The organism is Pseudomonas sp. 14P5.3.2, assembly GCF_057799175.1.
This window is the reverse complement of the sequence record NZ_JBYOKU010000028.1, coordinates 1-20,894: the sequence shown is the minus strand read 5'-3', so window position 1 is coordinate 20,894 and position 20,894 is coordinate 1. Positions and strand designations below refer to the sequence as shown.

Sequence of the window (20,894 nt, the reverse complement as noted above, 5' to 3'; positions counted from 1 at the left end):
CCGTTTAATTGTTGGTTCGGGGCGGGCTCGCGGGTACTTCGTCAGCGCAGCAAAGTGCGCGTGAAGCACTGTAGTTCATACCTCAGCAAAGGCCTGGATCATTTACGTTAGGCGAAGTTGCCGGCGCAAATATTGATCCAGGCCAGTGAAAGTGGTCGGATTGTTCAACGATTCAGTTGGAGAAGACAAACTGGCCCTTGATCTTCTTCGACCCCATGAAACCGAGGTCGGGAAACAGCAGGTTTTTCACCCAGGCCACGAAAAACACCATGGCCAGCGTCGTCACCACGCCGATGATCACCGACACCGGGTCTTCGGCGTAATCCTTGAACATCTGTGGCACCTGGCTGATCGACAGCAACGTGTACACGGTGTAGGTCTGCGCCGAGTTGCGATAAAAACCCCAGGCGAACAATAGCGAAATCCCCCCGGCGAGCAATCCGAGGACGATTGCAAAACCGGCGCTGATCGTCAGTCCCAGAAAATAACCGCCCACCAGCCCGAACAATGCCTGCGCGTAGATCAGCCCGAGCAGTATTTTGATTTTGCCGGCATGCCGCTCGAGCAATTGCGGATCCGGGCGTGAGCCGATCCAGTAGGCCAGCACCTTGTCCTTGACCACACCACCAGACAACGCCTTGAAGGTCTCGGTTTTCGAGCGCCCTGCCTCCAGCATCTGCATTGCCTGACGTTTGATTTCCTTCTTGTCCAACGTGCTTTTCCTTAAGTAGAGAGATCCCGGGACGGAGCGTTGCGCTCCAGCCGCCAATTCTCGCCTTGTTGAACCCCGGAAAGCAAAAAGCCGCTTTCACCGTGAAGTGAAAGCGGCCGAGGCATGAACCTCAATAGAGCATCTGGATCAGTGTACGAACAGGGCGATCAGGATAATGATCGGGATCGGCACACCGAGGAAAAACAGTAGTAGAGAGCGCATGGTGATTCTCCTTGTTTAACGAACTGGAGGCAGTGTGGTGGTGGCGGTGTAGGTCTCGACTTCGACGTACTCCACCGCATCCCGACGACGACCGCCGTAAGTGGCGGCGAGGCTGGCGAAGAACGCACCGGCCAACAGCGCGATGAATGTCCACAGCGAAGTCCAGGCAGCGACTTTGGCGGCGGTATCGGCAGCTTGCTGAGCCTTGACCTTGGCATCGGCGATGGCTTTCTGAGTACGGGCATACACGTCATCGACACGTTTCTCGGCGTCGGCCTGACTCAGGTTGGTCCGTTGCGCAACCAGTTGTGCGAGGTAGGTACGGTCTTCAGGGCTGAGCTGACCATTGGCCAGGCTCTGAGCGAAGATCCGGGCCACAGCGCCATGGGCGGCGTCATCGCTGACGGACGCCGGACGATCATCGCGGAACAGGCTGTCGATGAAATACCCGTACTGATTGCTGTCGGTGTTGGCCGCTGCGGTACCGGCAGCCTGAGTCATCGCGCTTGCTGCGCCACCGGCGACACTGGCACCGGCCTGAACGCCACCGCTGATCACACTGCTGACCGAGCCGATCACCAGCACTGCAGTAACCAATGTGGCAACACACCAGGAGAGGAAGCCATGGGCGGTATCACGGAAATACACTTCATCACCGTGCATGTTGGCCCACTTCACGCGCAGGCGACCGGCGATGTAACCACCGAGACCCGAGGCAATGATTTGCGTCGCCGCCAGCCAGACAATCGTGGAAATCCCCAGGCTCTTGGCGCTGACGCCCTCTCCGGCCCAAGGTGAAACGGCAGAGAATCCCAAACCGAAACCAAGCAGCACCAAAATCATCGACAGTGCTGCGGCCGCCGCTGCGCCCGCGAAAATCGCGCCCCAGGACACGCCTGACACGTTGCTCGACTCTCCTTCGAAGGCAGGATAAAACCCATCAGAGGATCTATTCATTGTTGTAGTGCTCCAGGCATGAAAAATGGTGTTACAACTCGTCATCGGAGGAATTGCAGCGACCGTGCCATTTGCCAACTTTAAATAAATCGTTAGATTTCAATCAGTTAAAAAGAATGAACTTCCTAAGACCATGCAATTTGCAACAAACCACGCAATTCGGCGGGTTTTCTGCATTGCTGCCAAATCGCGCAGACGTCCGGATTTGCGTTTGTGACAGGCTATACATGAAAGTTAATTTAAAGCGCGCCGGAAAATACTTGGCAAAATGCTGCCATTCCGTTTGAACCGATCAAGGCCTGCTCTATGACTCGTATTTTGACCATCGAAGACGACGCCGTGACTGCCCGTGAAATCGTTGCCGAACTCAGCAGCCACGGCCTGGAAGTGGATTGGGTCGACAATGGCCGCGAAGGCCTGGACCGTGCCGTCAGCGGCAACTACGACCTGATCACCCTCGACCGCATGCTGCCGGAACTCGATGGCCTGGCCATCGTTACCACGCTGCGGACCATGGGCGTGGCCACGCCGATTCTGATGATCAGCGCGCTCTCCGATGTCGATGAACGTGTGCGCGGCTTGCGCGCTGGCGGCGATGACTACCTGACCAAACCGTTCGCCACCGACGAGATGGCCGCGCGCGTAGAGGTGCTGCTGCGCCGCCAGAACAGCGTCGCCACTCAGGCCACCACATTGCAGGTCGCCGACCTCGAACTGGACTTGATCAGCCACGAAGCGCGCCGCGCCGAGCAGGTGCTGACGCTGCTGCCGACCGAGTACAAGCTGCTGGAATTCCTCATGCGCAACAGCGGCCAGATCCTGTCGCGAATGATGATTTTCGAAGAAGTCTGGGGTTACCACTTCGACCCGGGCACCAATCTGATCGACGTACACATCGGTCGTCTGCGCAAGAAGATCGACGCGGCCGGCAATGTCCCGCTGATTCGCACGGTACGGGGCTCGGGTTATGTCATTGCCGAACCCGTCTGACGGCTGGCGCTCCTCCAGCAGCCGCTTGCTGGCGCTGTACAGTTCGCTGTTCGTGGCATGGAGCGCGATCCTCATGGGGGTCATGTATTTCGAGGTTTCCGGCTACCTCGACAACCTCGCCAAGCATTCGCTGATGCAACGTCAGCATCTGTTTTCGCACTTTCGCGGTGAGCAACTGGAAGAAGCGCTCGCCGCGAGCATGACCTTCGACATCCGCGGCATCGACGCCTACGGCCTGTTCGACGCCCAGGGCGTGTACCTCGGCGGTGCCTTGCAACAGTTGCCCGAAGGCCTGCCGCTGGATGGCAAGATCCACACCCTGGATGACTGCGCCGATTCCGACGACCCGACCCTGCCCGCTGACAGCTGCGACGCGGTGGCAACCCAGACCCGCGACGGTCGCTGGCTGGTGTTGTTGCGCGATAACGGTTCGTTGTTCGCCGTGACGCGGATCATTCTGCACGCGTTGTTCTGGGGTGTTTCGCTGACGATCCTGCCGGGGATTGCCGGTTGGCATCTGCTGCGCCGTCGTCCGATGCGGCGGATTCGGGCGATTCAGGACAGCGCCCAGGCGATTGTGGCCGGCGACCTGACTCACCGCTTGCCGCTGTCCAATCGCCGCGACGAACTGGACATGCTCGCCGCCATCGTCAACGCCATGCTCGATCGCATCGAGCGGCTGATGCATGAAGTCAAAGGCGTGTGCGACAACATCGCCCACGACTTGCGCACCCCGCTGACGCGTTTGCGCGCGCAGTTGTATCGGATGCAGCAACAGGCCGGTGAAGGTTCTCAGGAGGCGGCGCAACTGGATCTGGTGCTGGCCGAGGCGGATACGCTGATGGCGCGGTTTCGCGGATTGCTGCGGATTTCCGAGCTGGAAGACCGTCAACGGCGCTCAGGATTTGTCGAGCTCGATCCGGTGCAACTGCTCGAAGAACTGCATGAGTTCTACCTGCCACTGGCCGAGGAAGGCGAACTGCTGTTCGTACTGAACATGCCGGAAACTCTGCCGCCGTTGAATGGCGACCGGGCGTTGATGTTCGAGGCGCTGGCGAATCTGCTGAGCAACTCGATCAAGTTCACCCCGGCGGGCGGCACGGTGATTTTGCGTGGCGTGAATGATGGCGGGCATACGCGAATCGAGGTCCACGATTCCGGACCGGGGATCCCCGAGGCCGAGCGTGAGGCGGTATTTCAGCGTTTCTATCGGGCCGAGGGTGGGCAACCGCAGAGTGGTTTTGGCCTTGGTTTGTCGATTGTGGCGGCGATTGTCAGCCTGCATGGCTTCAGTCTTGAGGTCGGCAGCAGTGAGCTGGGGGGCGCGAAGCTGGTGCTGGATTGTCGACAGAGTTTGATCTCGCAGTCCTGAGAATCACCGCGATGCAATGTAGGAGTGAGCCTGCTCGCGATGCCGGTGAATCAGCCAACATATTTGTTGTATGACTCACCGCTATCGCGAGCAGGCTCACTCCTACAATCCGTGGTCCTGCAAACAATGTGACCCACTGTGGGAGCGGGCTTGCTCGCGAAGGCGTCGGGTCAGTCGACATCTTTATTGGATGACCCTGCGCATTCGCGAGCAAGCCCGCTCCCACATTCAGATCTTTGTCAGATCAGGCCGGATAATTGGCCCGCAGCGCCTCAAGGCCTCCCTGATAAATGCCGTTGAACAGCGCCACCACTTCTTCCTCGCTCACGCCCTTGGCGTTGAAGCGTCCCGACCACGTCACCCGGGCGCCCTGCCCCTGGGCTTCGACCTTGATCGTCGCCAGGTAATCAGTCGCCGGAAACGGCGCCTGTTCGATCGAATAGCTGTAGGTCTTTGCGCCGTTATCGAACGCTTGCAGGCGCTCGATCACCACGCCGCCATCAGCGGTTTGCAGGGTGCGCACACGTCCGCCTTCACTCAGCTCACTCTTGGGAATGAACGGCAGCCAGTCTGGCAGCGTGTTGAAGCCGCCAATCAATTGCCAGACCTGATCGGCCGAGGCCGGGATGTCGATCGTTGCTGATGCAGTTGCCATAAATAAAGGTTTCTCCAGATGAGTTCGGGTTCAGATCGCCATGCTGTCGACGACGCCGCCATCGACCCGCAGGGCCGCGCCCGTGGTGGCCGAGGACAGCGGCGAAGCGATGTAAGTGACCAGATGCGCGACTTCTGCGACATCGGCCACGCGCTGGATGATCGAGGTCGGACGCGCCTTGCGCACAAAGGCGTCGGCCTCATCGCGCAGGCTGCGACCGGACTCGGCAGCGGCGTCCTTGAGCATGTTTTCCAGGCCATCAGTGAAGGTCGGCCCCGGCAGGATCGCATTGACCGTCACGCCAGTGCCAGCCAGACGTTTGGCCAGGCCATGGGACACCGCGAGATTGGCGCTTTTGGTTACGCCATAGTTGAGCATGTCGGCCGGAGTCGCCACGCCGGATTCCGAAGACAGGAAGATCACCCGGCCCCAGCCCTGCTCGACCATTGCCGGCACGTAATGGCGCGACAGGCGCACGCCGGAAATCACGTTGACCTCGTAGAAGCGCGTCCACTCGCTGTCCGGCGTGTCGAAGAAATCCACCGCGTCGAAAATCCCCAGGTTGTTCACCAGGATGTCCGCACGGGGTTCGGCAGCGAACAATTTTTCCGCGCCTTCGGCAGTGCCCAGATCGGCCGTCAGACCGCGCAGTTGCGCACCCGGTACCTTCTGCCGAATGCTCGCCAGCGCCTGATCGACCTTGGCCGTTTCGCGCCCGATCACCACCACCGTGGCGCCGGCTTCGGCCAGCGACTGACTGATGCCCAGACCAATACCACCCGTGCTGCCGCTGACGATGGCCAGTTTTCCACTCAGATCTATTTTCATGCTTTCACCTCATCGATTGGCAACGGTGCACGTTCGGACACCAGTTTTGCGTCACGCATGGCCTGCCAGAAACCGGCGGGAATCAGCGCCGACAATGCCGCGGCATCTTCAGCAATGCGCCCCGGTTTGCTCGCACCCGGAATCACCGCAGCAACGGCGGGATTGGCCAGCGAGAATTGCAGGGCTGCCGCTTTTACATCGACGTTAAAAGTAGCGGCGATACGTTTGATCTGCTCGACTTTGGCGATGACCTGCGGGCTGGCCTTCTGGTATTCGAAGTGCGCGCCGCCGGCCAGGATCCCCGAGCTGTAAGGGCCGCCGACCACGATCTCGACGTTCTGCGCCCGTGCCGAATCCATCAGACGTTGTAGCGCACGTTCGTGATCGAGCAAGGTGTAGCGCCCGGCAAGCAGGAAGCCATCGGGTTGCGCTTCCGTCAGGTCGAGCGTCAGTTCGCACGGCTCGACCTTGTTCACACCCAGGCCCCAGCCCTTGATCACGCCTTCTTCGCGCAGTCGGGTCAGCACTTTGAACGCGCCGGTGCGAGCCTGATTGAAGTATTCCAGCCATTGATCGCCATAGAAGTCCTGGGCGATGTCATGGACCCAGACGATGTCGAGGCGATCAGTCTGCAGGCGCTTGAGGCTGTCTTCGATCGAGCGCAGCGTGGCGTCAGCGCTGTAGTCGTTGACGATCCTGTTCGGGCGACCGTGTTCGAACACGCCGCTTTTTTCGCCCAGATCGCGAGCGGCTGCATCTTCCACTTCATCGAGAATCACTCGGCCGACCTTGGTGCTGAGCACATAGTCATCGCGCTGGTACTGTTTAAGCGCCTCACCCAGGCGGATTTCCGACAGGCCCGAGCCGTAGAACGGCGCGGTGTCGAAGTAGCGCACGCCGGCATCCCACGCGGCATGCACGGTGGCTTGCGCTTCGTCTTCCGGGATGGCGCGGAACATGTTGCCCAGCGGTGCGGTGCCGAAGCCGAGCTGGCCGGGCAGTTTGTCTTTCAAGCTCATTGAATTGTCCTCACAGGTGTCTGGGTCGGTGTGACCGTTGAGCAGATCGTAGATTGCGACACCGAGACCGTCCAAGACATAATGCGCAGCACTTGAGTCCCTATAGGTCTGACATGATCGACATCCGCCAGTTGCGCTACTTCGTTGCCGTCGCCGAAGAAGAACACGTCGGCCGCGCTGCCGAACGGCTGCATATTTCCCAGTCGCCGCTGAGCCGGCAGATTGCCCAGCTCGAAGAACGCCTGGGCCTGACTCTGTTCGAGCGCAGCCAGCAGCGCATCCGTCTGACCCGCGATGGCCAGACCTTTCTCGCCGAGACCCGCGCCCTGCTGACCCACGCCAGTCGCCTGGAGTCCCTTGGCAAACGCCTGGGCCGGGGCGAAGAAGGCGGGTTGTGCATCGGCTATAGCGAGAACGCCATGCACGCCGGGGTGCTGCCCAATGCCCTGCGGGTGTTGCGGGTCGATCGGCCGAATGTGCATGTCGCGCTGTACAACCTGAGTTCCACCGAACAACTTGAAGGCCTGCGTCAGCGGAGCCTCGATATCGCCTTGGTGAGCGAGCCGCCGAGTGACGACGATCCGGATCTGCTGGGTTTTCAGGTGCTCGACGACCCGATGCTGCTGGCTTTGCCGGAACAGCACCCGCTAGCCCGACACACCGCGCTGCGCCCGGAAGACCTGGCCGATCAGGAATGGATCGGCGTGCAATCGCGTCAGGGCGCGAACAATGAGTTTGTGAGTGCCTGCATCCGCGCCGGGTTCACTCCGGATGTGCGCATGCAGGCTACCGAGCCGTTCACCGCGCTGGGACTGGTGGCGTCCGGGCTGGGGATCGCGATGATCCAGAAAGGCCTGAGCCACAACGCCCCGCCCGGCGTAATACTGCGGGAAGTGCCATGGCTGGCATTTACCACACCGCTGTGGGCGGCGTGGCACCGGATCAACCTGCGACCATTGGTGGAGACCTTTCGCAAGGTCCTGACCGACCCAGTCCCCTACGACCATCACACACTCCCCCTTGGCAGCCAGCCTGCGGGCGATAGCGTTGGCAGATCCAGCATCACTGCCGGCTGACAGTCCGCATTCGCGAGCAAGCCCGCTCCCACTGGGGATTGTCGGTGGATGGAGGTTCTCGGGCTGGCCCGGATCGAGGGTGGGAGTGGGCTTGCTCACGAAGGGGCCGGGACATCCGGCATCAATGGTGACTGACCCGACGCCTTCACGGGTTCAGCGGCGTCCTACACTGAAAGGATCAGCCGCTTTTCAAGAGATGACCATGAAAATGTCTGCGCAAATGACCGTGGTTGCGGTGCTCGCCACCCTCGCCTACCTGGGCCTTGCGGTGTGGGGCATCGGCGGGCCGGCGGTGTTCTTTGCGCATGGGGCGCTGGTGCTGGTGGCGCTGGCCACGGTGCTGATGGTGGTGGCGTCACTGTTTACCGATGTGAACATGAGTTCTGGCGAGCGCGAGGATCGGGCCAATCGTTGGGTGATTCCAGCGTTCGGGGTGATTGGGCTGGTCAGCGGATTTCTCCCGGCGTACTGCGACCGCATCGACTTCTGGACCTTCGGCGCTGAAGGCGTGCGCTGGCTCGGCGCGTTACTGTTTATCGTCGGTGGTGCGCTGCGGCTGTGGCCGGTGTTTGTGCTGGGGCGGCGGTTCAGCGGGTTGGTGGCGATTCAGCCGGGGCATCGGTTGGTCACTGACGGCATTTACACGCGCCTGCGCAATCCAAGCTATCTGGGTCTGGTGGTCAACGCCGTGGGTTGGGCGCTGGCGTTTCGCTCCAGCGTCGGGTTGATTCTGGCGGTGCTGACGTTGATCCCGCTGATCGCGCGCATCCACTCGGAAGAGGCGCTGCTGCGCGGGCAGTTTGGCGCTGAGTATGAGGCTTACTGCGCGCGTAGCTGGCGGTTGTTGCCGGGGGTTTACTGACGCTATCGCCAACAGGCTGGCTGCGACATCGATCCAGTGTGGGAGCGGGCTTGCTCGCGAAGGCGCAGGATCAGTCGACATCACTTGCAACTGACCGAGCGCTTTCGCGAGTAAGCCCGCTCCCACAGGGGTCTGTGTTGTGTCAGGTTATTTGCAGGTGTAGTTGGCCGTCACTGTCGACAGCGACGCTCAGCACCTCATAACTGGCGAGGGTCGCGTGGCGGGTTTCGAGAGGATGCTGGTGCGTCGTGGTGACGATCATCAGTGCCGCCCCGGCCGCTTCAGCGGCCTGAATACCGACGGTGGCGTCTTCGAAAACCAGGCAATCAGCGGGCTCAAGCCCGAGGCGTTTCGCTGCCAGACGATAACCGGCCGGATCCGGCTTGCCGGCCGTCACATCCTCAGCCGTGATCATCACCGCAGGCTGGGGAATCCCCGCCGCCGCCATTCGCCGCAAGGCCAGATCCCGGGGTGCCGAGGTCACCATCGCCCAGCGCTCCCTTGGCAAGGCATCGAGAAACGCCACTGCTCCGGGAATCGGCACAATGCCATCGACATCATCGATTTCTGCCTGGGCGATGAACGCGGCTTGCGCCTCGGCGTCCACACCCGGCAGGTTCAGCCGGCGGACGGTATCGATGGCGCGGGCACCGTGAATGGTCGGCAGGAAAGTCTCGACATCAACTCCGTGGCGCTCAGCCCACGCCGCCCAGACTCGCTCGGCAGCAGCGATGGAATTGAGGACGGTGCCGTCCATGTCGAACAGGAACGCGCCGAACGCGCGATCGAAGACGTTATCGTGAGCAGACAAAAGATCGCATCCTTTGACAAGACTGGGCGGATTGGCCGGGCAATGTAGCATTTTTGCCCGGCGATTCGACCCGCCGCTTCAATGCAGACGCGGCGCCTTGGACTTGAACGCGCTGTCGACGCAGTCGAGCAACTGGCCGATGGCCCAAGGCTTTTTGATGAACGCCACCGGATGCTTGACCCCGGAAGTCTCGGGGGTTTCATAACCGGACATGACCATCACCGGTTTGTCCGGCCAGCGCTCGCCGACCAGATTGGCCAGCCCCGCCCCATTGATTTCACCGGGCATGGTGATATCGGTGAGCAGCAGCGCCACTTCGGGCGCGTGCTTTTCCAGATACAGCTTGGCTGCATCCGCGCTGGTTTGCGGCTCGACCTTGAAACCTTCCTCCTGAAGAATTTCGCAGAGAAACTCCAGAATCAACGGGTCATCCTCAACCACCAGAATCAACCCGTCAGGAAGGTGCGCGCTCGCCGTCGGTGTTGGACTCATGAACTGGCACTCCCTGAATTGCATTAACGATTTAGCGGCTTGTTTCCGCTGCTTATCTGGTATGAGCGGCGCGCCCTGCATAAATTCATTTTTGATACAGGTCTTTTCTTAACAGGCATTATCCGCCGTTGGCGACGGGCGTTCGCCAGGCGGTTTTTGTGGTTAAAATGCCGGCCCTTTTGCTTGCCGACCGTGACTGATGAACCCTGAAGCCCTCGCCACCCTCCGCGCCCATCTGCTGCCTGCACTGGCAGCCGCACCGAGCGAAACCCGTCGCCTGTTCCATGGGCGCGGGCGCTGCTGGCCGGGGCTGGAGCAAGTGACGGTGGACTGGCTGCAAGGCGTGGTGCTGGTCTCGCTGTTCAAGGAGCCCGCGCCGGAACAGCTCGAAGCGCTCAAGCAATTGCTGCTCGACCTCAGCACCTCGACCGAGTGGCACCAGTCCGGCGCCCACACCCTGTTGGTGCAACATCGGTATTTGCCGCAAAGCACCGCCGAATGGTTGCTGGGGGATGAAATCGACGAGATGAGCATCGTCGAGGGCGGCTTGCAGTACCGCGTTGATCTGGGGCGCAAGCAGAACGCCGGGCTGTTTCTCGACATGCGCTACGGGCGCAACTGGGTGCGTGAGCAGGCGGCTGGCAAGCGCGTACTGAACCTGTTCGCCTACACCTGTGGGTTTTCCGTGGCAGCCATCGAAGGCGGCGCCAGCCATGTGGTCAACCTCGACATGTCCCGCGCCGCGCTGAGCCGTGGTCGCGACAATCACCGGTTGAACGGGCATGACCTGAGCAAGGTGAGTTTCCTCGGCCACGACCTGTTCAAGTCGTGGGGCAAGGTAATCAACAGCGGCCCGTACGATCTGGTGATCATCGATCCGCCGTCGTTCCAGAAAGGCAGTTTCCTGCTGACCAAGGACTACCAGCGCGTGCTGCGCCGTTTGCCGGAATTGCTCACGGCGCACGGCACGGTGCTGGCGTGCATGAATGATCCGTCGTTTGGTTCGGACTTTTTGATCGATGGCGTGACCCAGGAAGCACCGAGTCTGCGCTTTGAGCAGCGGCTGGAGAATCCGCCGGAGTTTCCGGATATTGATCCTGAGAGCGGTCTTAAGGCGCTCGTCTTCAAACGCACAGATTGACCTGGCACCCCGATAACCCATGTGGGAGCGAGCCTGCTCGCGAATGCGGTGTGTCAGCCAGGATTTCATCAACTGACAGAATGCTTTCGCGAGCAGGCTCGCTCCTACAGGGGGGATTTGCGGTGGTTCAGGAAGTGTGTGGACGGAGCACCAGTGCAAACAACTCGCCATGCCCGTTCACATTGAGCTTGTGATAAAGATTGCGCCGATGCACCTTCACCGTCTCCGGCGATATGCCCATCTGCTGGGCGATGGCCTTGCTGGAGAAGCCCTGCAGAATCAGCCGCGCAGTGTCGACTTCACGGGCGGTCAGGCGCGCATCGAAGCGATCGAGCAGCGTTGCCAGATCTCCCGCCACCGGCTCGGCGCCCGTCCCTTGCGGCGGCAACAGCTGCACGTGTCGGCGCATCGCCGCCAGCACCCAGTCACGCACACACAGCAGACGGCCCTGCTCCGCCAGATCGAAAGTCGTCGAGCGTCCGAGTGACAGGCCAAGCACGCCGCCCTCGATGTTGATCATGAACTGCAACTCGTCCTCACCGACCACCGAGCGAAAATAGCTCTGGTAATACTCGCTGTGCAGAAACTGGTCCGGCGCCACCGAGGCCAGGCTGTGCAAGCCGTCGGCGATGCCGGTCGAGGCGGTTTGGTAAAACGGATCGAGCAGGTACATCCCGGCGCTGTAACTGGCCAGTTCTTCCTGCTCGTCGGCGCGGCCCTTGCTGTCGAAGTCAATCAGCAATCGCGGTGCCTGACCCGCCTTCATCAGCGCCACCAGCGCGTTGTCCAGCGGCACCAGCAACCGCAGCGTGTCGACCAGCGCCCGCCAGAAAGCGTCCTGGCCGACGGCGGCAAACACCCGCGCCAGACTTTGATGCACCGGCAACTCCTGCAACAACGCGTCCACGCACTACCCCTTTTGAGTAACCCATGATGGGAATGGGTCAGGCGTGCCCGGCCCGATAGCCTGAGCACTCCCGATCATCACCGGCCTGCCGCAGGCCAGGAGTGCCGCATCATGCGTTGTCGTCGTGGCTATATCAACTTGGGCATCAACCTAGGCCTGCTCGCCTGTATCGGCGGCATCTGTGCCGCCAATGCTGCCGACGCGCCGAGCGTGCACGTCTACAACTGGTACGACTACATCGGCCCCACGACCCTGGCTGACTTCAAGCGCGACAGCGGTATTCAGCCGGTTTACGACACCTTCGACAGCGCCGAAGTACTCGAAGGCAAACTGCTGACCAGCCGCAGCGGTTACGACGTGGTGGTGGCGAGCAACTTCAGCCTGCCGACGCTGATCAAGGCCGGTGCCCTCGCCCCGCTGCCGCGCGATCAATTGCCGGGCTGGAAGAATCTGGACAGCGATCTGCTGAGCAAACTGGCCAACAATGACCCCGGCAATCAATACGCCGTGCCGTATCTGTGGGGCACCAACGGTATCGGCTACAACGTCGACAAAGTGCGCGCCGCACTCGGCGACAAGGCGCCGCTGGATTCGTGGGATCTGGTGTTCAAGGAAGAGAACCTCGCCAAGCTCGGCCAGTGCGGGGTGGCGATGCTCGACTCGCCATCGGAAATGCTTCCGGTGGCCCTGCACTACCTCGGGCTGCCGCCCAACAGCACCAACCCCGAGGACTACCAGAAAGCCGAAGCGCTGCTGCTCAAATTGCGCCCGCATATCGCCTACTTCAACTCGTCGAAATTCATCAGTGACCTGTCCAACGGCAACATTTGTGTGGCGGTGGGCTGGTCCGGGGCGATGCTCGAAGCCAAGACCAACGCCGAGCAAGCGCACAACGGCGTGAAGATCGCCTACAGCCTGCCCAAGGAAGGCGCGCCGGTGTGGTTCGACACGCTGGTGCTGCTCAAGGACGCGCCGAACCGCGCTCAGGGTCTGGCGTTCATCGACTACCTGCTGCGCCCGGAAGTGATCGCGCCGGTCAGTGATCACCTGTCGTACCCCAACGGCAACCGCGCCGCGACGCCACTGGTGGCCGAGGCCACTCGCGAAAACCCGGCGGTGTATCCGTCCGCGGCGGCGATGGCCACGTTGTACACCCTGGAACCGCTGCCCAAAGCCACCGAGCGCGTGCGCACGCGGGTGTGGAGCAAGGTCAAGAACGGCCAGTAAACCCATCTGCAAACAACACAAAACCTGTGGGAGCGTGGCTTGCCCGCGATGACGGTGTGTCAGGCGACACATGCATTGGCTGGACGGACGCCTTCGCGGGCAAGCCACGCTCCCACAGGGTTTTGTGTTCAGCCCCGCTCATTCATTTCTGCCTTGTTATAGAGAGACAATCCATGAAACCCCGTGCCCGTGACCTCAACATCCGTATCGGCCAACTGCAACCCGGCCCACTCAACGCCATCACCGACGTCCCCGGCGTACGCGTCGGCCACAGCAACGTGCGTGGCCGCAGCGCGGTCGGGCGTGACATCTGCACCGGCGTTACCGTGATCGAGCCGCGTCGCGGCTCGACCAACCAGCAGCCGTGCTTCGCCGGGGTACATGTGCTCAACGGCAATGGTGATGCCACCGGTCTTGAGTGGATTCGCGAGGCCGGGCTGCTGACCAGTCCCATCGCCTTCACCAACACCCACAGCCTCGGCGTGGTGCGCGATGCGTTGATTGCGCTGGATCGCCAGCAGCAACCGGACGACGGACGCCTTTACTGGAACATGCCGGTGGTGCTGGAGACCTTCGATGGCTTGCTCAATGACATCAATGGTTTTCACGTCAAGCCCGAGCATGTTGCCGAGGCGCTGGATTCGGCGCATGACGGCGCCGTCGAAGAAGGCGCCGTCGGTGGCGGCAGCGGCATGATCTGCCATGAATTCAAGGGCGGGATCGGCAGCGCGTCACGGCGTTTGAGCAGCGCTCAGGGCGGCTGGACGGTGGGCGCGATCGTGCAGGCCAACCACGGTATTCGCAGCGAGTTGCGGGTCGACGGTTATCCGGTGGGCCGCTACATGGAGCAGGTGGATTCGCCGTTCCTGCGTGCTTCGCTGCCGCATCCGGGCATGGGTTCGATCGTGGTCTGCCTGGCCACCGACGCACCGCTGCTGCCGCATCAATGCACCCGTCTCGCGCAACGCGCCAGCCTCGGTCTGGCGCGCAGCGGCGGCGGTAACGAAGACCACAGCGGCGACATTTTCATTGCCTTTGCCACCGGCAACGAGCAGGTGCCACCCGCCGCTTACGAGGGCAAAGGCGCGCCGACCTGCGACGGCTTGCGCATGGTCAACAACGACCACATCAGCGAACTGTTCCTCGCGGCTACCGAGGCGGTCGAAGAAGCGATCATCAATGCTCTGCTCGCCAGTGACAGTGCCGAAGGCAATGGCCATGCGGTGCCGGGGCTGGATAAGGAAACGCTGCTCGCCGCCCTCGCCAAAGCCGGCTGGCCAGGCGCCCGCTGACAACACCTGTAGGAGCTGCGGCACGCTGCGATCTTTTGATTTTCTAAAAACAAGATCAAAAGATCGCAGCCTTCGGCAGCTCCTACAGGAGGTACGGCTCAGGTGAACATCTGGGCGCCGATGTGCCGCGCCGTTTGCAGATGCTCCTGCGGATCACGCACCTCCGACTCCACCATCAGCGTCGAACTCACCACCGCCGCCCCGCTGTAATCGAAAATCCCGTGTTCGATCTGCGCCTTCATCGCCGGGCCATAACCGTGACGTTCATAAGCGCGTTCATCGGCCCCTGCAAGGCCGACCAGATGCACGCGCAGGCGCTGCAGCTTCTTCACATGCTGGAGGTCGCCAGCGAAATCAAACGCCCAGCCGTTACTGAACACCCGATCGATCCAGCCCTTGAGCAGCGCCGGCATCGACCACCAGTAGACCGGGAACACCAGCACCAGCGCATCGGCGCGATCAATCCGCGCCTGTTCAGCCAGCACGTCGGCTGGCGGCTGCGCCTCACGGTGATGCACGGCGAAATCCGCCGCGCCGAAAACCGGCTGGAAACCTTCCGCGTACAAATCGGCAATTTCACTGGTGTTGGTCGAATCGGCGCGGGTCAGGCCCTCAGCAATTTGTGTCGCTATGCTGTGGGTCAGCGAACGCGGCTCGTGATGCGCCACAACAATCAATGCATGCATGGGAATTCTCCTGTAAGTTTGCGCAGACCAAGGGCTATATACTCTTGGTAAGTTACGAACAGTAAGTTACGTTTGGTATATAAGTGATGTCAACCACAGAAATCTCCGAAGCCGATTCCCCTGCCCAACCGCGCCGACGCTTGTCGCGGGAAGATCGCAATCGTCAATTGCTCGATGTCGCCTGGCAGATCATCCGCGCCGAGGGCACCGATGCCCTGACCCTGGGCTATCTGGCGGAAAAGGCTGGCGTGACCAAACCGGTGGTCTACGACCACTTCACCACGCGCTCGGGCCTGCTTGCGGCGCTTTACCGGGACTTTGATACGCGCCAGACCGCGGTGATGGACGCTGCCATCGACCAATGTCCGCCGACACTGACCGCCACCGCGACAGTGATCGCCACGGCGTACGTCGATTGCGTGTTATTGCAGGGAAACGAGATTCCGGGGGTGATTGCCGCGCTGGGCAGCACGCCGGAGCTGGAGAAAATCAAACGCGATTACGAGGCGATCTTCCTCGAAAAATGTCGTAGCGTGCTACAACCGCTTGCTGCTGGCGGCGAAATCACTCAGGCCGCTTTGCGCGCCATGCTCGGTGCCGCCGAAGCCCTGTCGAATGCTGCCGCGAGCGCAGAAATCAGTGCAGAGCAAGCGAAGGACGAATTGTTCGCCACCATCATTGCGATGGTGGAACGGGCCGCCGCCCGTGCGACTAGCGGTACTTGAGTCAAAGCCGGCACGTTCCCATGATGAGGGTACGCAGGCGCTTCACTCCTGAGCGCCTGCGTAGGGAACGGGTGTTCTGAACCCCCAATCAAGCCCGTCTCCTTGTTCATGCGCAACTTGAGCCTCGTGGGCTCTACTTCTCCCCATCAAAGAGCTTCGAGGCTCTTTTTTTGTCTGTTTTTTGCGTCTGACTCAGTGCAGCGTCAGGCGCTGGCGGACAAATTCTTCGACGTGGCGGGTGGTCTGATCCAGATGCCGGTCACGCTGCTTCTCGGCGTCGAGCATGGCGCGCTTGCCGTTTTTCTGTAGCAGGTAGGTGTGGATCTGCTGCACTTCCAGCGAGCGGTAGATGGGCGTGGTGTCGATGAAACCGCGCAGGCCATTGCTGCGGTAATGCCGGGTGCTCATCAGCACCTGGGTTTCCCGAGCGCCGATCACTTCGAACCCCTGCGCCTCGAAGTACGGCACCTTGCCGACGCTGCAGTTCAGTTCGGCATGCGGATAACGCGTCACCATCTCGCCAATCATCGCCCGCGCCACGCCCTGGCGCCGATAGCCTTCGCGCACCGCCATGTAGGCGACGCTGCACGCTTCCCAATCGCCCTGCATCGGCAGGTACAAAAGGAAACCGGTGACCCGCTCCGGATCATCCTCGGCCGTCGCCACCAGCAACTCCACCTCGGTGCCCTTGTCACCATTCAACGCTTCCAGATACAGATGCACCTCATAGCCGACCGCGTACTGATAGACGTTGTACAGCAGATTGCTCGGGCCGAGACCGACCGCGCTGATGTCGGTCAGATTGTCGACCACCAGTTGCAGAATCTGGCTGTTGACGCTTTCGGGGCATGGGGATTTGTAGTGGGTGATGCGTGGCATGACAACTGAACTCCGGCGGAAAACCGCGACATCATACCGTGTCCCGACGCCTGCCACCGTCGCAGGAAATACCGAAGCAAGCTGACGGTTGACCTGAAGAAAATTTCATCTGCCAAGGCTCGGATCTTTCGCCGATTTAGCGTCCAATTCTTCAGCTGCGTTCACTTTTTTAACGCAGGCCTTGAGGAGTTCACATGAACGTTTTGCGTTCTCTGTTCAAATGGCGGCAAGCCTTGTTGCTGGTGCCGCTGACCCTGGCAGCGCTGGCCAGCACCCCGGTGTTTGCACAACCCCCGGTTTACATTCAGCAGGCACCGCCGCCGATGCGCATGGAAGTGATGCCCGGCCCGCGCCCCGGTTATGTCTGGGATCAGGGCCATTGGCGCTGGGAAGGACGCGGCTACGTCTGGATGCCCGGTCATTGGCAACCGGTGAGGTACGGCGCGCACTGGCGACCAGGCCACTGGCAGGCGCGCGGGCCTAACTGGTACTGGGTCGAAGGCCACTGGGCCCGTTGAACCCGCTCGGCAACAACAACTCATCTACCGGGAAGACCGCCATGTCGCGAAACCTGAAAACCCTGCTCGTTGCCTCTCTGGTCGCGATCTCCTTGTCCGGCTGCATCGTCGAGCCGGTCCGGCCGCATCGGCCACCGCCGCCGGTGGAAGTCGTGCCGGTCATGCCAGCACCCGGTTATCACTGGGTCGCCGGTCACTATCGCTGGGATGGGCGTGAGTGGCGCTGGGCGCCGGGACACTGGCGCGCGTATTGATCGCCAGCGGTGGCGTCACTGCTGTGGCGCCACCACCTTGAACTTGATCGCGATGTCGTTGGACAGCACAGTGTCCGCCCACTCCCCCGCCCCGAGTCCGAACTGGTCACGCTTGAGCACCAGTTCACCGTCGAAAATGCCGATCGAACTGTCCGGTTTCAACTCGACCGGCACCTGCACCTCGCGGGTGATGCCCTTGAGGGTGAGCTGGCCGGCGATCAGATAATGATTGCCCGTGACCCGGGTAAAACGGCTGGACTCGAACACCGCCACGGGAAAGCGCTGCGTATCGAACCACGCCGGCTTCACCAGTTCGGTGTTGGCGTCGGTGCTGCCGGCGTCGATGCTGTTGAGGTCGATGTGCAATGTGGTGTGGGCGTCGGCGAGGTTGTCGCTGTCGAACTGCAGTGTCGCGTCGAACTTGCCGAAGGTGCCGTACATCAGCGAGCCCATCTGGTTGTAGGTGAAACTGATCTGGCTGGCGGTGGTGTTGACACGGTTGTACTCAGCGGCCTGCGCTGCGCTCGTGGCACACAGGCAGGCAAACAGGGCCACAGCGGTGAATCGGGCACGCATGGGATTCTCCGGACAGGCCAAACCTTCGAGGCCTCGACTGACTTAAGCAAACAACCCGCGGATGCGCCATGTCATTTGTCTGCCGGTGTGGTTCGGGCTCAGACCAGCCGCTCGATCTTCTGATGCTGCCAGACCAGTTTGTAATACAGCGTCTGCAACACCAGCATGCCCAGATACGCCACCGGAAACGCCATCCACACCCCCTGCAAACCGTACTGCCCATCCAGCCAGTAAGCCGCCGGTAACTGCACGCCAACCACACAGATAATCGCAATGGCCACCGGCACCAGCACCGTGCCACTGGCACGCATGATCCCGCCGATGATCGCCTGAAAACCAAACACTAGCAGGCTCCAGAGCATGATGTGCAGCAAATGTTCGGCCATCACTCGGGTCGAATCCTCGGTCAGGAACAACCCCAGCAGCCAGTGCGACAACAGGTAACCGAGCACGATCAAGCCACCGGTCAGGCACACGTTGATCAGCAGCCCGGTGCGCAGAATCGGCCCCATGCGCTGCTGTTGCCCGGCACCGATGGCCTGCGCGCCGAGGATCGACGCGGTGATCGCAATCGACAGCGCCGGAAACTGCACGTAGTTGACGATCTGCGTGACCGCGCCATACGCCGCCGTCGCCTGGGAACCGTGCTGATTCACCAGCGCCAGGATCACCAGCTCCGACAGCGACAGCACAATCATCTGCACCCCGGTCGGCAGACCGATGCGCAGCACCTTGCCCAGAATCGCTCCGTCCAGCCGCAGTGCCGCGAAGAACTCGCGGTCTGGCGCCAGCGGATGGTTCTTGCGAATCAGCCGCCAGGCCAGCCACGCCATCGCCGACAGGTTACCCGCCAGACCGGCGAAGGCGGCGCTCTGGATTCCCAATTGAGGCAAACCGAACCAGCCACGAATCAACGCCGGGGTCAGCGCCAGCCCGACCGAGGTCGACACGATCAGCGCCAACAGTGGTGACACGGTGTCACTGACCCCGCGCAGCAACTGCGTGAACAGCACAAACACCAGCATCGACGGCAGAATCCACATCATCACGTGCGCATACGCCACCGCATCATCCAGCACATCCGCAGGCGTCCCCAGCCCCTGCAACGCCTGCCGCGCAAACACACTGCCCAGCACCGCCGCGAGCAAGCCGATCAACACCCCCAGCAACAGCGTTGCCCCGGCGATCGCCTTCACCATGTGCGCCTCACGTGCGCCCCACGCCTGACCGATCAACACCCCGGCCCCCGCGCCCAGACCGATCACCAGCGCGATGAAGAAAAAGATGATCGGAAACATCCCCGACACCGCCGCCAACGCCTGAGTGCCGAGCATCTGCCCGATGTAGATGCTGTTGATCGTGCCCGACATCGATTGCAGGAAGTTCGACAGCACCATCGGCGCGAGGAACAGCAGGTAGGTTTGCCAGAGGGGTTTGGTGGTGGCAGGGGTTTGCATTGAGGATCCGTCTCGGGGTGGGAGATGCGATGGATATTACGCTAGATGCGCGGGTTAAAGTCAGTCGACATGACCTCGGCGCAAGGCTTAAATGGCGGCACTCTTATCATTGGATCGCGCCTTGCCATGCCTCTTCTGCGAAATGCTCTGACCTGTTCCGTGCTGGTTGTTTTCAGCCACATCGCTGGTGCCGCCGAAGCCCCCGCTCCCGCCGAAGCGTTGCGCCCCTTGCTGGCGACATTGAACGAACGCCTGAACATCGGCGATCTGGTAGCGCTGACCAAATGGGACAGCGGCAAGCCGATTCAGGACAGCCCGCGCGAAGCTCAGGTCATCGCCAATGCCCGCACCTTGGCGACCGAACACCAGCTCGACCCCGAAGACGTTGCGCAGTTGATTGCGGCGCAAATGGAGGCCAACAAATTGGTGCAGTATGGATTGCTCGCACAATGGCAAACGGCCGGTGTGGCGCCGGACACTCCGCGTCCGGATCTGGCCAGGCAAATTCGTCCGCGCCTGGACGAGTTGCAGACCCGCCTGCTGCGCCAGTACGCCGACTTCGCGCCGTTCCGCCGCGCCCCGAATTGCCCGGCCTTGCTGGCCCAGGCTCGCCAGGGTCTGACCCATGACGCACTGCACGACCTGGCCCTGACCCGCGCCACCGGAGAGCTGTGCATTCGCGCGGAACATCTCTAGAACAGGGGGTCTGGCACACATCGCTGGCGTCGATAGTCACCATCACGTCAATGAAGTTCTCATAAAAACTCCGCGGCGTAACATCCGCTCCATACCCACCCAATACACCCCGGAGCACACGATCATGAAACGCCAAACCATCCTCGGCATCGCTTTCTCGGTTCTCGCAGTTAACGCTTTTGCAGCAACGCCCGCTCACACCCTGGTCGCTGAAGGCGGCTCGGACAAGTTGATGGAAAGCCGTTTGGCTGAAGGTGGTTCTGATCGTTTGCTGGAACGTCGCGTGGCCGAAGGTGGCTCGGATCGTCTGCTGGAACGCCGTGTGGCTGAAGGTGGTTCTGATCGTCTGCTGGAACGCCGCGTGGCCGAAGGTGGCTCGGATCGTCTGCTGGAACGCCGCGTGGCCGAAGGTGGCTCGGATCGTCTGCTGGAACGCCGTGTGGCCGAAGGTGGCTCGGATCGTCTGCAGGAACGCCGCGTGGCCGAAGGTGGTGCGGATCGTTTGAACGAGCGCCGCGTCGCCTGAATCGACGCCCCCAG

General features: G+C 61.4%; 24 protein-coding genes. 12 read left to right on the top strand and 12 right to left on the bottom strand.

The features are described from left to right. Window positions 1-172: 172 nt before the first annotated feature. Together AC27VU_RS20575 and AC27VU_RS20570 are read right to left on the bottom strand one after the other, a co-directional pair. Window positions 173-712, bottom strand: a complete 540-nt coding sequence (locus tag AC27VU_RS20575; RefSeq protein ID WP_103520252.1) for a hypothetical protein — start codon at window positions 710-712, stop codon at window positions 173-175. A 237-nt stretch (window positions 713-949) separates the two neighbouring features. Beyond that, window positions 950-1,891 carry a hypothetical protein gene (locus tag AC27VU_RS20570; protein WP_488724803.1) on the bottom strand — a complete coding sequence of 314 codons (942 nt, stop codon included), beginning with the start codon at window positions 1,889-1,891 and terminating at the stop codon, window positions 950-952. 306 nt (window positions 1,892-2,197) lie between these two features. On the opposite strand from AC27VU_RS20570, the gene AC27VU_RS20565 reads away from it, so the two are divergent. Continuing rightward, complete coding sequence (locus AC27VU_RS20565; protein WP_003223938.1) at window positions 2,198-2,881, top strand: response regulator transcription factor; 684 nt, start codon at window positions 2,198-2,200, stop codon at window positions 2,879-2,881. After that, window positions 2,859-4,253, top strand: coding sequence for a sensor histidine kinase (locus AC27VU_RS20560; RefSeq protein ID WP_045122392.1), 1,395 nt, complete (start codon window positions 2,859-2,861; stop codon window positions 4,251-4,253). The genes AC27VU_RS20565 and AC27VU_RS20560 overlap by 23 nt, the downstream gene beginning before the upstream one ends. Window positions 4,254-4,497: 244 nt before the next feature. On the opposite strand, the gene AC27VU_RS20555 is transcribed toward AC27VU_RS20560, so the two are convergent. Genes AC27VU_RS20555 through AC27VU_RS20545 form a run of 3 tightly spaced genes read right to left on the bottom strand, consistent with a single transcriptional unit; the run spans window position 4,498 to window position 6,755 of the window. Beyond that, entirely contained in the window at window positions 4,498-4,908 is a 411-nt protein-coding gene (locus tag AC27VU_RS20555; protein ID WP_103520255.1) for an SRPBCC family protein, read from the bottom strand. Window positions 4,909-4,938: 30 nt separating this feature from the next. Beyond that, a complete protein-coding gene (locus AC27VU_RS20550) occupies window positions 4,939-5,736 on the bottom strand; it encodes an SDR family NAD(P)-dependent oxidoreductase (protein ID WP_226501639.1) in 798 nt (265 codons plus the stop codon). Beyond that, the gene (locus AC27VU_RS20545; RefSeq protein ID WP_488724802.1) at window positions 5,733-6,755 is read right to left on the bottom strand and encodes an aldo/keto reductase; all 1,023 of its coding nucleotides are present in this window, start codon (window positions 6,753-6,755) and stop codon (window positions 5,733-5,735) included. The genes AC27VU_RS20550 and AC27VU_RS20545 overlap by 4 nt, the downstream gene beginning before the upstream one ends. Window positions 6,756-6,868: 113 nt before the next feature. Between AC27VU_RS20545 and AC27VU_RS20540 the strand changes: the two genes are divergently transcribed. After that, window positions 6,869-7,831 carry a LysR substrate-binding domain-containing protein gene (locus AC27VU_RS20540; RefSeq protein ID WP_488724801.1) on the top strand — a complete coding sequence of 321 codons (963 nt, stop codon included), beginning with the start codon at window positions 6,869-6,871 and terminating at the stop codon, window positions 7,829-7,831. Window positions 7,832-8,033: 202 nt separating this feature from the next. Beyond that, window positions 8,034-8,693, top strand: a complete 660-nt coding sequence (locus AC27VU_RS20535; RefSeq protein WP_488724800.1) for a methyltransferase family protein — start codon at window positions 8,034-8,036, stop codon at window positions 8,691-8,693. A gap of 142 nt (window positions 8,694-8,835) precedes the next feature. On the opposite strand, the gene AC27VU_RS20530 is transcribed toward AC27VU_RS20535, so the two are convergent. Then, the gene (locus AC27VU_RS20530; RefSeq protein WP_488724799.1) at window positions 8,836-9,504 is read right to left on the bottom strand and encodes an HAD-IA family hydrolase; all 669 of its coding nucleotides are present in this window, start codon (window positions 9,502-9,504) and stop codon (window positions 8,836-8,838) included. A 78-nt stretch (window positions 9,505-9,582) separates the two neighbouring features. After that, complete coding sequence (locus AC27VU_RS20525; RefSeq protein WP_003223923.1) at window positions 9,583-9,996, bottom strand: response regulator; 414 nt, start codon at window positions 9,994-9,996, stop codon at window positions 9,583-9,585. Between the two features lie 199 nt (window positions 9,997-10,195). Here AC27VU_RS20525 and AC27VU_RS20520 point away from each other — a divergent pair, with 199 nt between their 5' ends. Then, entirely contained in the window at window positions 10,196-11,137 is a 942-nt protein-coding gene (locus AC27VU_RS20520) for a class I SAM-dependent methyltransferase (RefSeq protein WP_488724798.1), read from the top strand. Window positions 11,138-11,264: 127 nt separating this feature from the next. Here AC27VU_RS20520 and AC27VU_RS20515 read toward each other — a convergent pair whose 3' ends face one another. Continuing rightward, window positions 11,265-12,044 carry a helix-turn-helix transcriptional regulator gene (locus AC27VU_RS20515; protein ID WP_488724797.1) on the bottom strand — a complete coding sequence of 260 codons (780 nt, stop codon included), beginning with the start codon at window positions 12,042-12,044 and terminating at the stop codon, window positions 11,265-11,267. A 111-nt stretch (window positions 12,045-12,155) separates the two neighbouring features. Between AC27VU_RS20515 and AC27VU_RS20510 the strand changes: the two genes are divergently transcribed. Together AC27VU_RS20510 and AC27VU_RS20505 are read left to right on the top strand one after the other, a co-directional pair. Next, complete coding sequence (locus tag AC27VU_RS20510) at window positions 12,156-13,271, top strand: polyamine ABC transporter substrate-binding protein (protein WP_488724796.1); 1,116 nt, start codon at window positions 12,156-12,158, stop codon at window positions 13,269-13,271. Window positions 13,272-13,444: 173 nt separating this feature from the next. Beyond that, window positions 13,445-14,563, top strand: coding sequence for a DmpA family aminopeptidase (locus AC27VU_RS20505; RefSeq protein WP_488724795.1), 1,119 nt, complete (start codon window positions 13,445-13,447; stop codon window positions 14,561-14,563). Window positions 14,564-14,661: 98 nt separating this feature from the next. Here AC27VU_RS20505 and AC27VU_RS20500 read toward each other — a convergent pair whose 3' ends face one another. Beyond that, window positions 14,662-15,249 carry an NAD(P)H-dependent oxidoreductase gene (locus tag AC27VU_RS20500; RefSeq protein WP_488724794.1) on the bottom strand — a complete coding sequence of 196 codons (588 nt, stop codon included), beginning with the start codon at window positions 15,247-15,249 and terminating at the stop codon, window positions 14,662-14,664. A gap of 86 nt (window positions 15,250-15,335) precedes the next feature. Here AC27VU_RS20500 and AC27VU_RS20495 point away from each other — a divergent pair, with 86 nt between their 5' ends. Next, a complete protein-coding gene (locus AC27VU_RS20495; protein ID WP_488724793.1) occupies window positions 15,336-15,974 on the top strand; it encodes a TetR/AcrR family transcriptional regulator in 639 nt (212 codons plus the stop codon). Window positions 15,975-16,166: 192 nt separating this feature from the next. Here the strand turns inward: AC27VU_RS20495 and AC27VU_RS20490 are convergent, their stop codons facing one another. Next, window positions 16,167-16,853 (bottom strand): GNAT family N-acetyltransferase, encoded by a 687-nt coding sequence (locus AC27VU_RS20490; protein WP_488724792.1) that lies wholly within the window; start codon window positions 16,851-16,853, stop codon window positions 16,167-16,169. A gap of 194 nt (window positions 16,854-17,047) precedes the next feature. On the opposite strand from AC27VU_RS20490, the gene AC27VU_RS20485 reads away from it, so the two are divergent. Beyond that, the gene (locus AC27VU_RS20485; RefSeq protein WP_097088058.1) at window positions 17,048-17,371 is read left to right on the top strand and encodes a YXWGXW repeat-containing protein; all 324 of its coding nucleotides are present in this window, start codon (window positions 17,048-17,050) and stop codon (window positions 17,369-17,371) included. A gap of 41 nt (window positions 17,372-17,412) precedes the next feature. Continuing rightward, complete coding sequence (locus AC27VU_RS20480) at window positions 17,413-17,625, top strand: YXWGXW repeat-containing protein (RefSeq protein ID WP_003223909.1); 213 nt, start codon at window positions 17,413-17,415, stop codon at window positions 17,623-17,625. 15 nt (window positions 17,626-17,640) lie between these two features. On the opposite strand, the gene AC27VU_RS20475 is transcribed toward AC27VU_RS20480, so the two are convergent. Together AC27VU_RS20475 and AC27VU_RS20470 are read right to left on the bottom strand one after the other, a co-directional pair. After that, on the bottom strand, window positions 17,641-18,201 hold the full coding sequence (locus AC27VU_RS20475) for a YceI family protein (protein ID WP_488724791.1): 561 nt from the start codon (window positions 18,199-18,201) through the stop codon (window positions 17,641-17,643). Window positions 18,202-18,299: 98 nt separating this feature from the next. After that, window positions 18,300-19,658 (bottom strand): MATE family efflux transporter, encoded by a 1,359-nt coding sequence (locus AC27VU_RS20470; RefSeq protein WP_262142393.1) that lies wholly within the window; start codon window positions 19,656-19,658, stop codon window positions 18,300-18,302. A gap of 126 nt (window positions 19,659-19,784) precedes the next feature. Between AC27VU_RS20470 and AC27VU_RS20465 the strand changes: the two genes are divergently transcribed. Both AC27VU_RS20465 and AC27VU_RS20460 read left to right on the top strand, forming a co-directional pair. Further along, window positions 19,785-20,354, top strand: coding sequence for a chorismate mutase (locus AC27VU_RS20465; protein ID WP_201137985.1), 570 nt, complete (start codon window positions 19,785-19,787; stop codon window positions 20,352-20,354). Between the two features lie 124 nt (window positions 20,355-20,478). Further along, window positions 20,479-20,880 (top strand): hypothetical protein, encoded by a 402-nt coding sequence (locus AC27VU_RS20460; RefSeq protein WP_488724790.1) that lies wholly within the window; start codon window positions 20,479-20,481, stop codon window positions 20,878-20,880. Window positions 20,881-20,894: the final 14 nt, after the last annotated feature.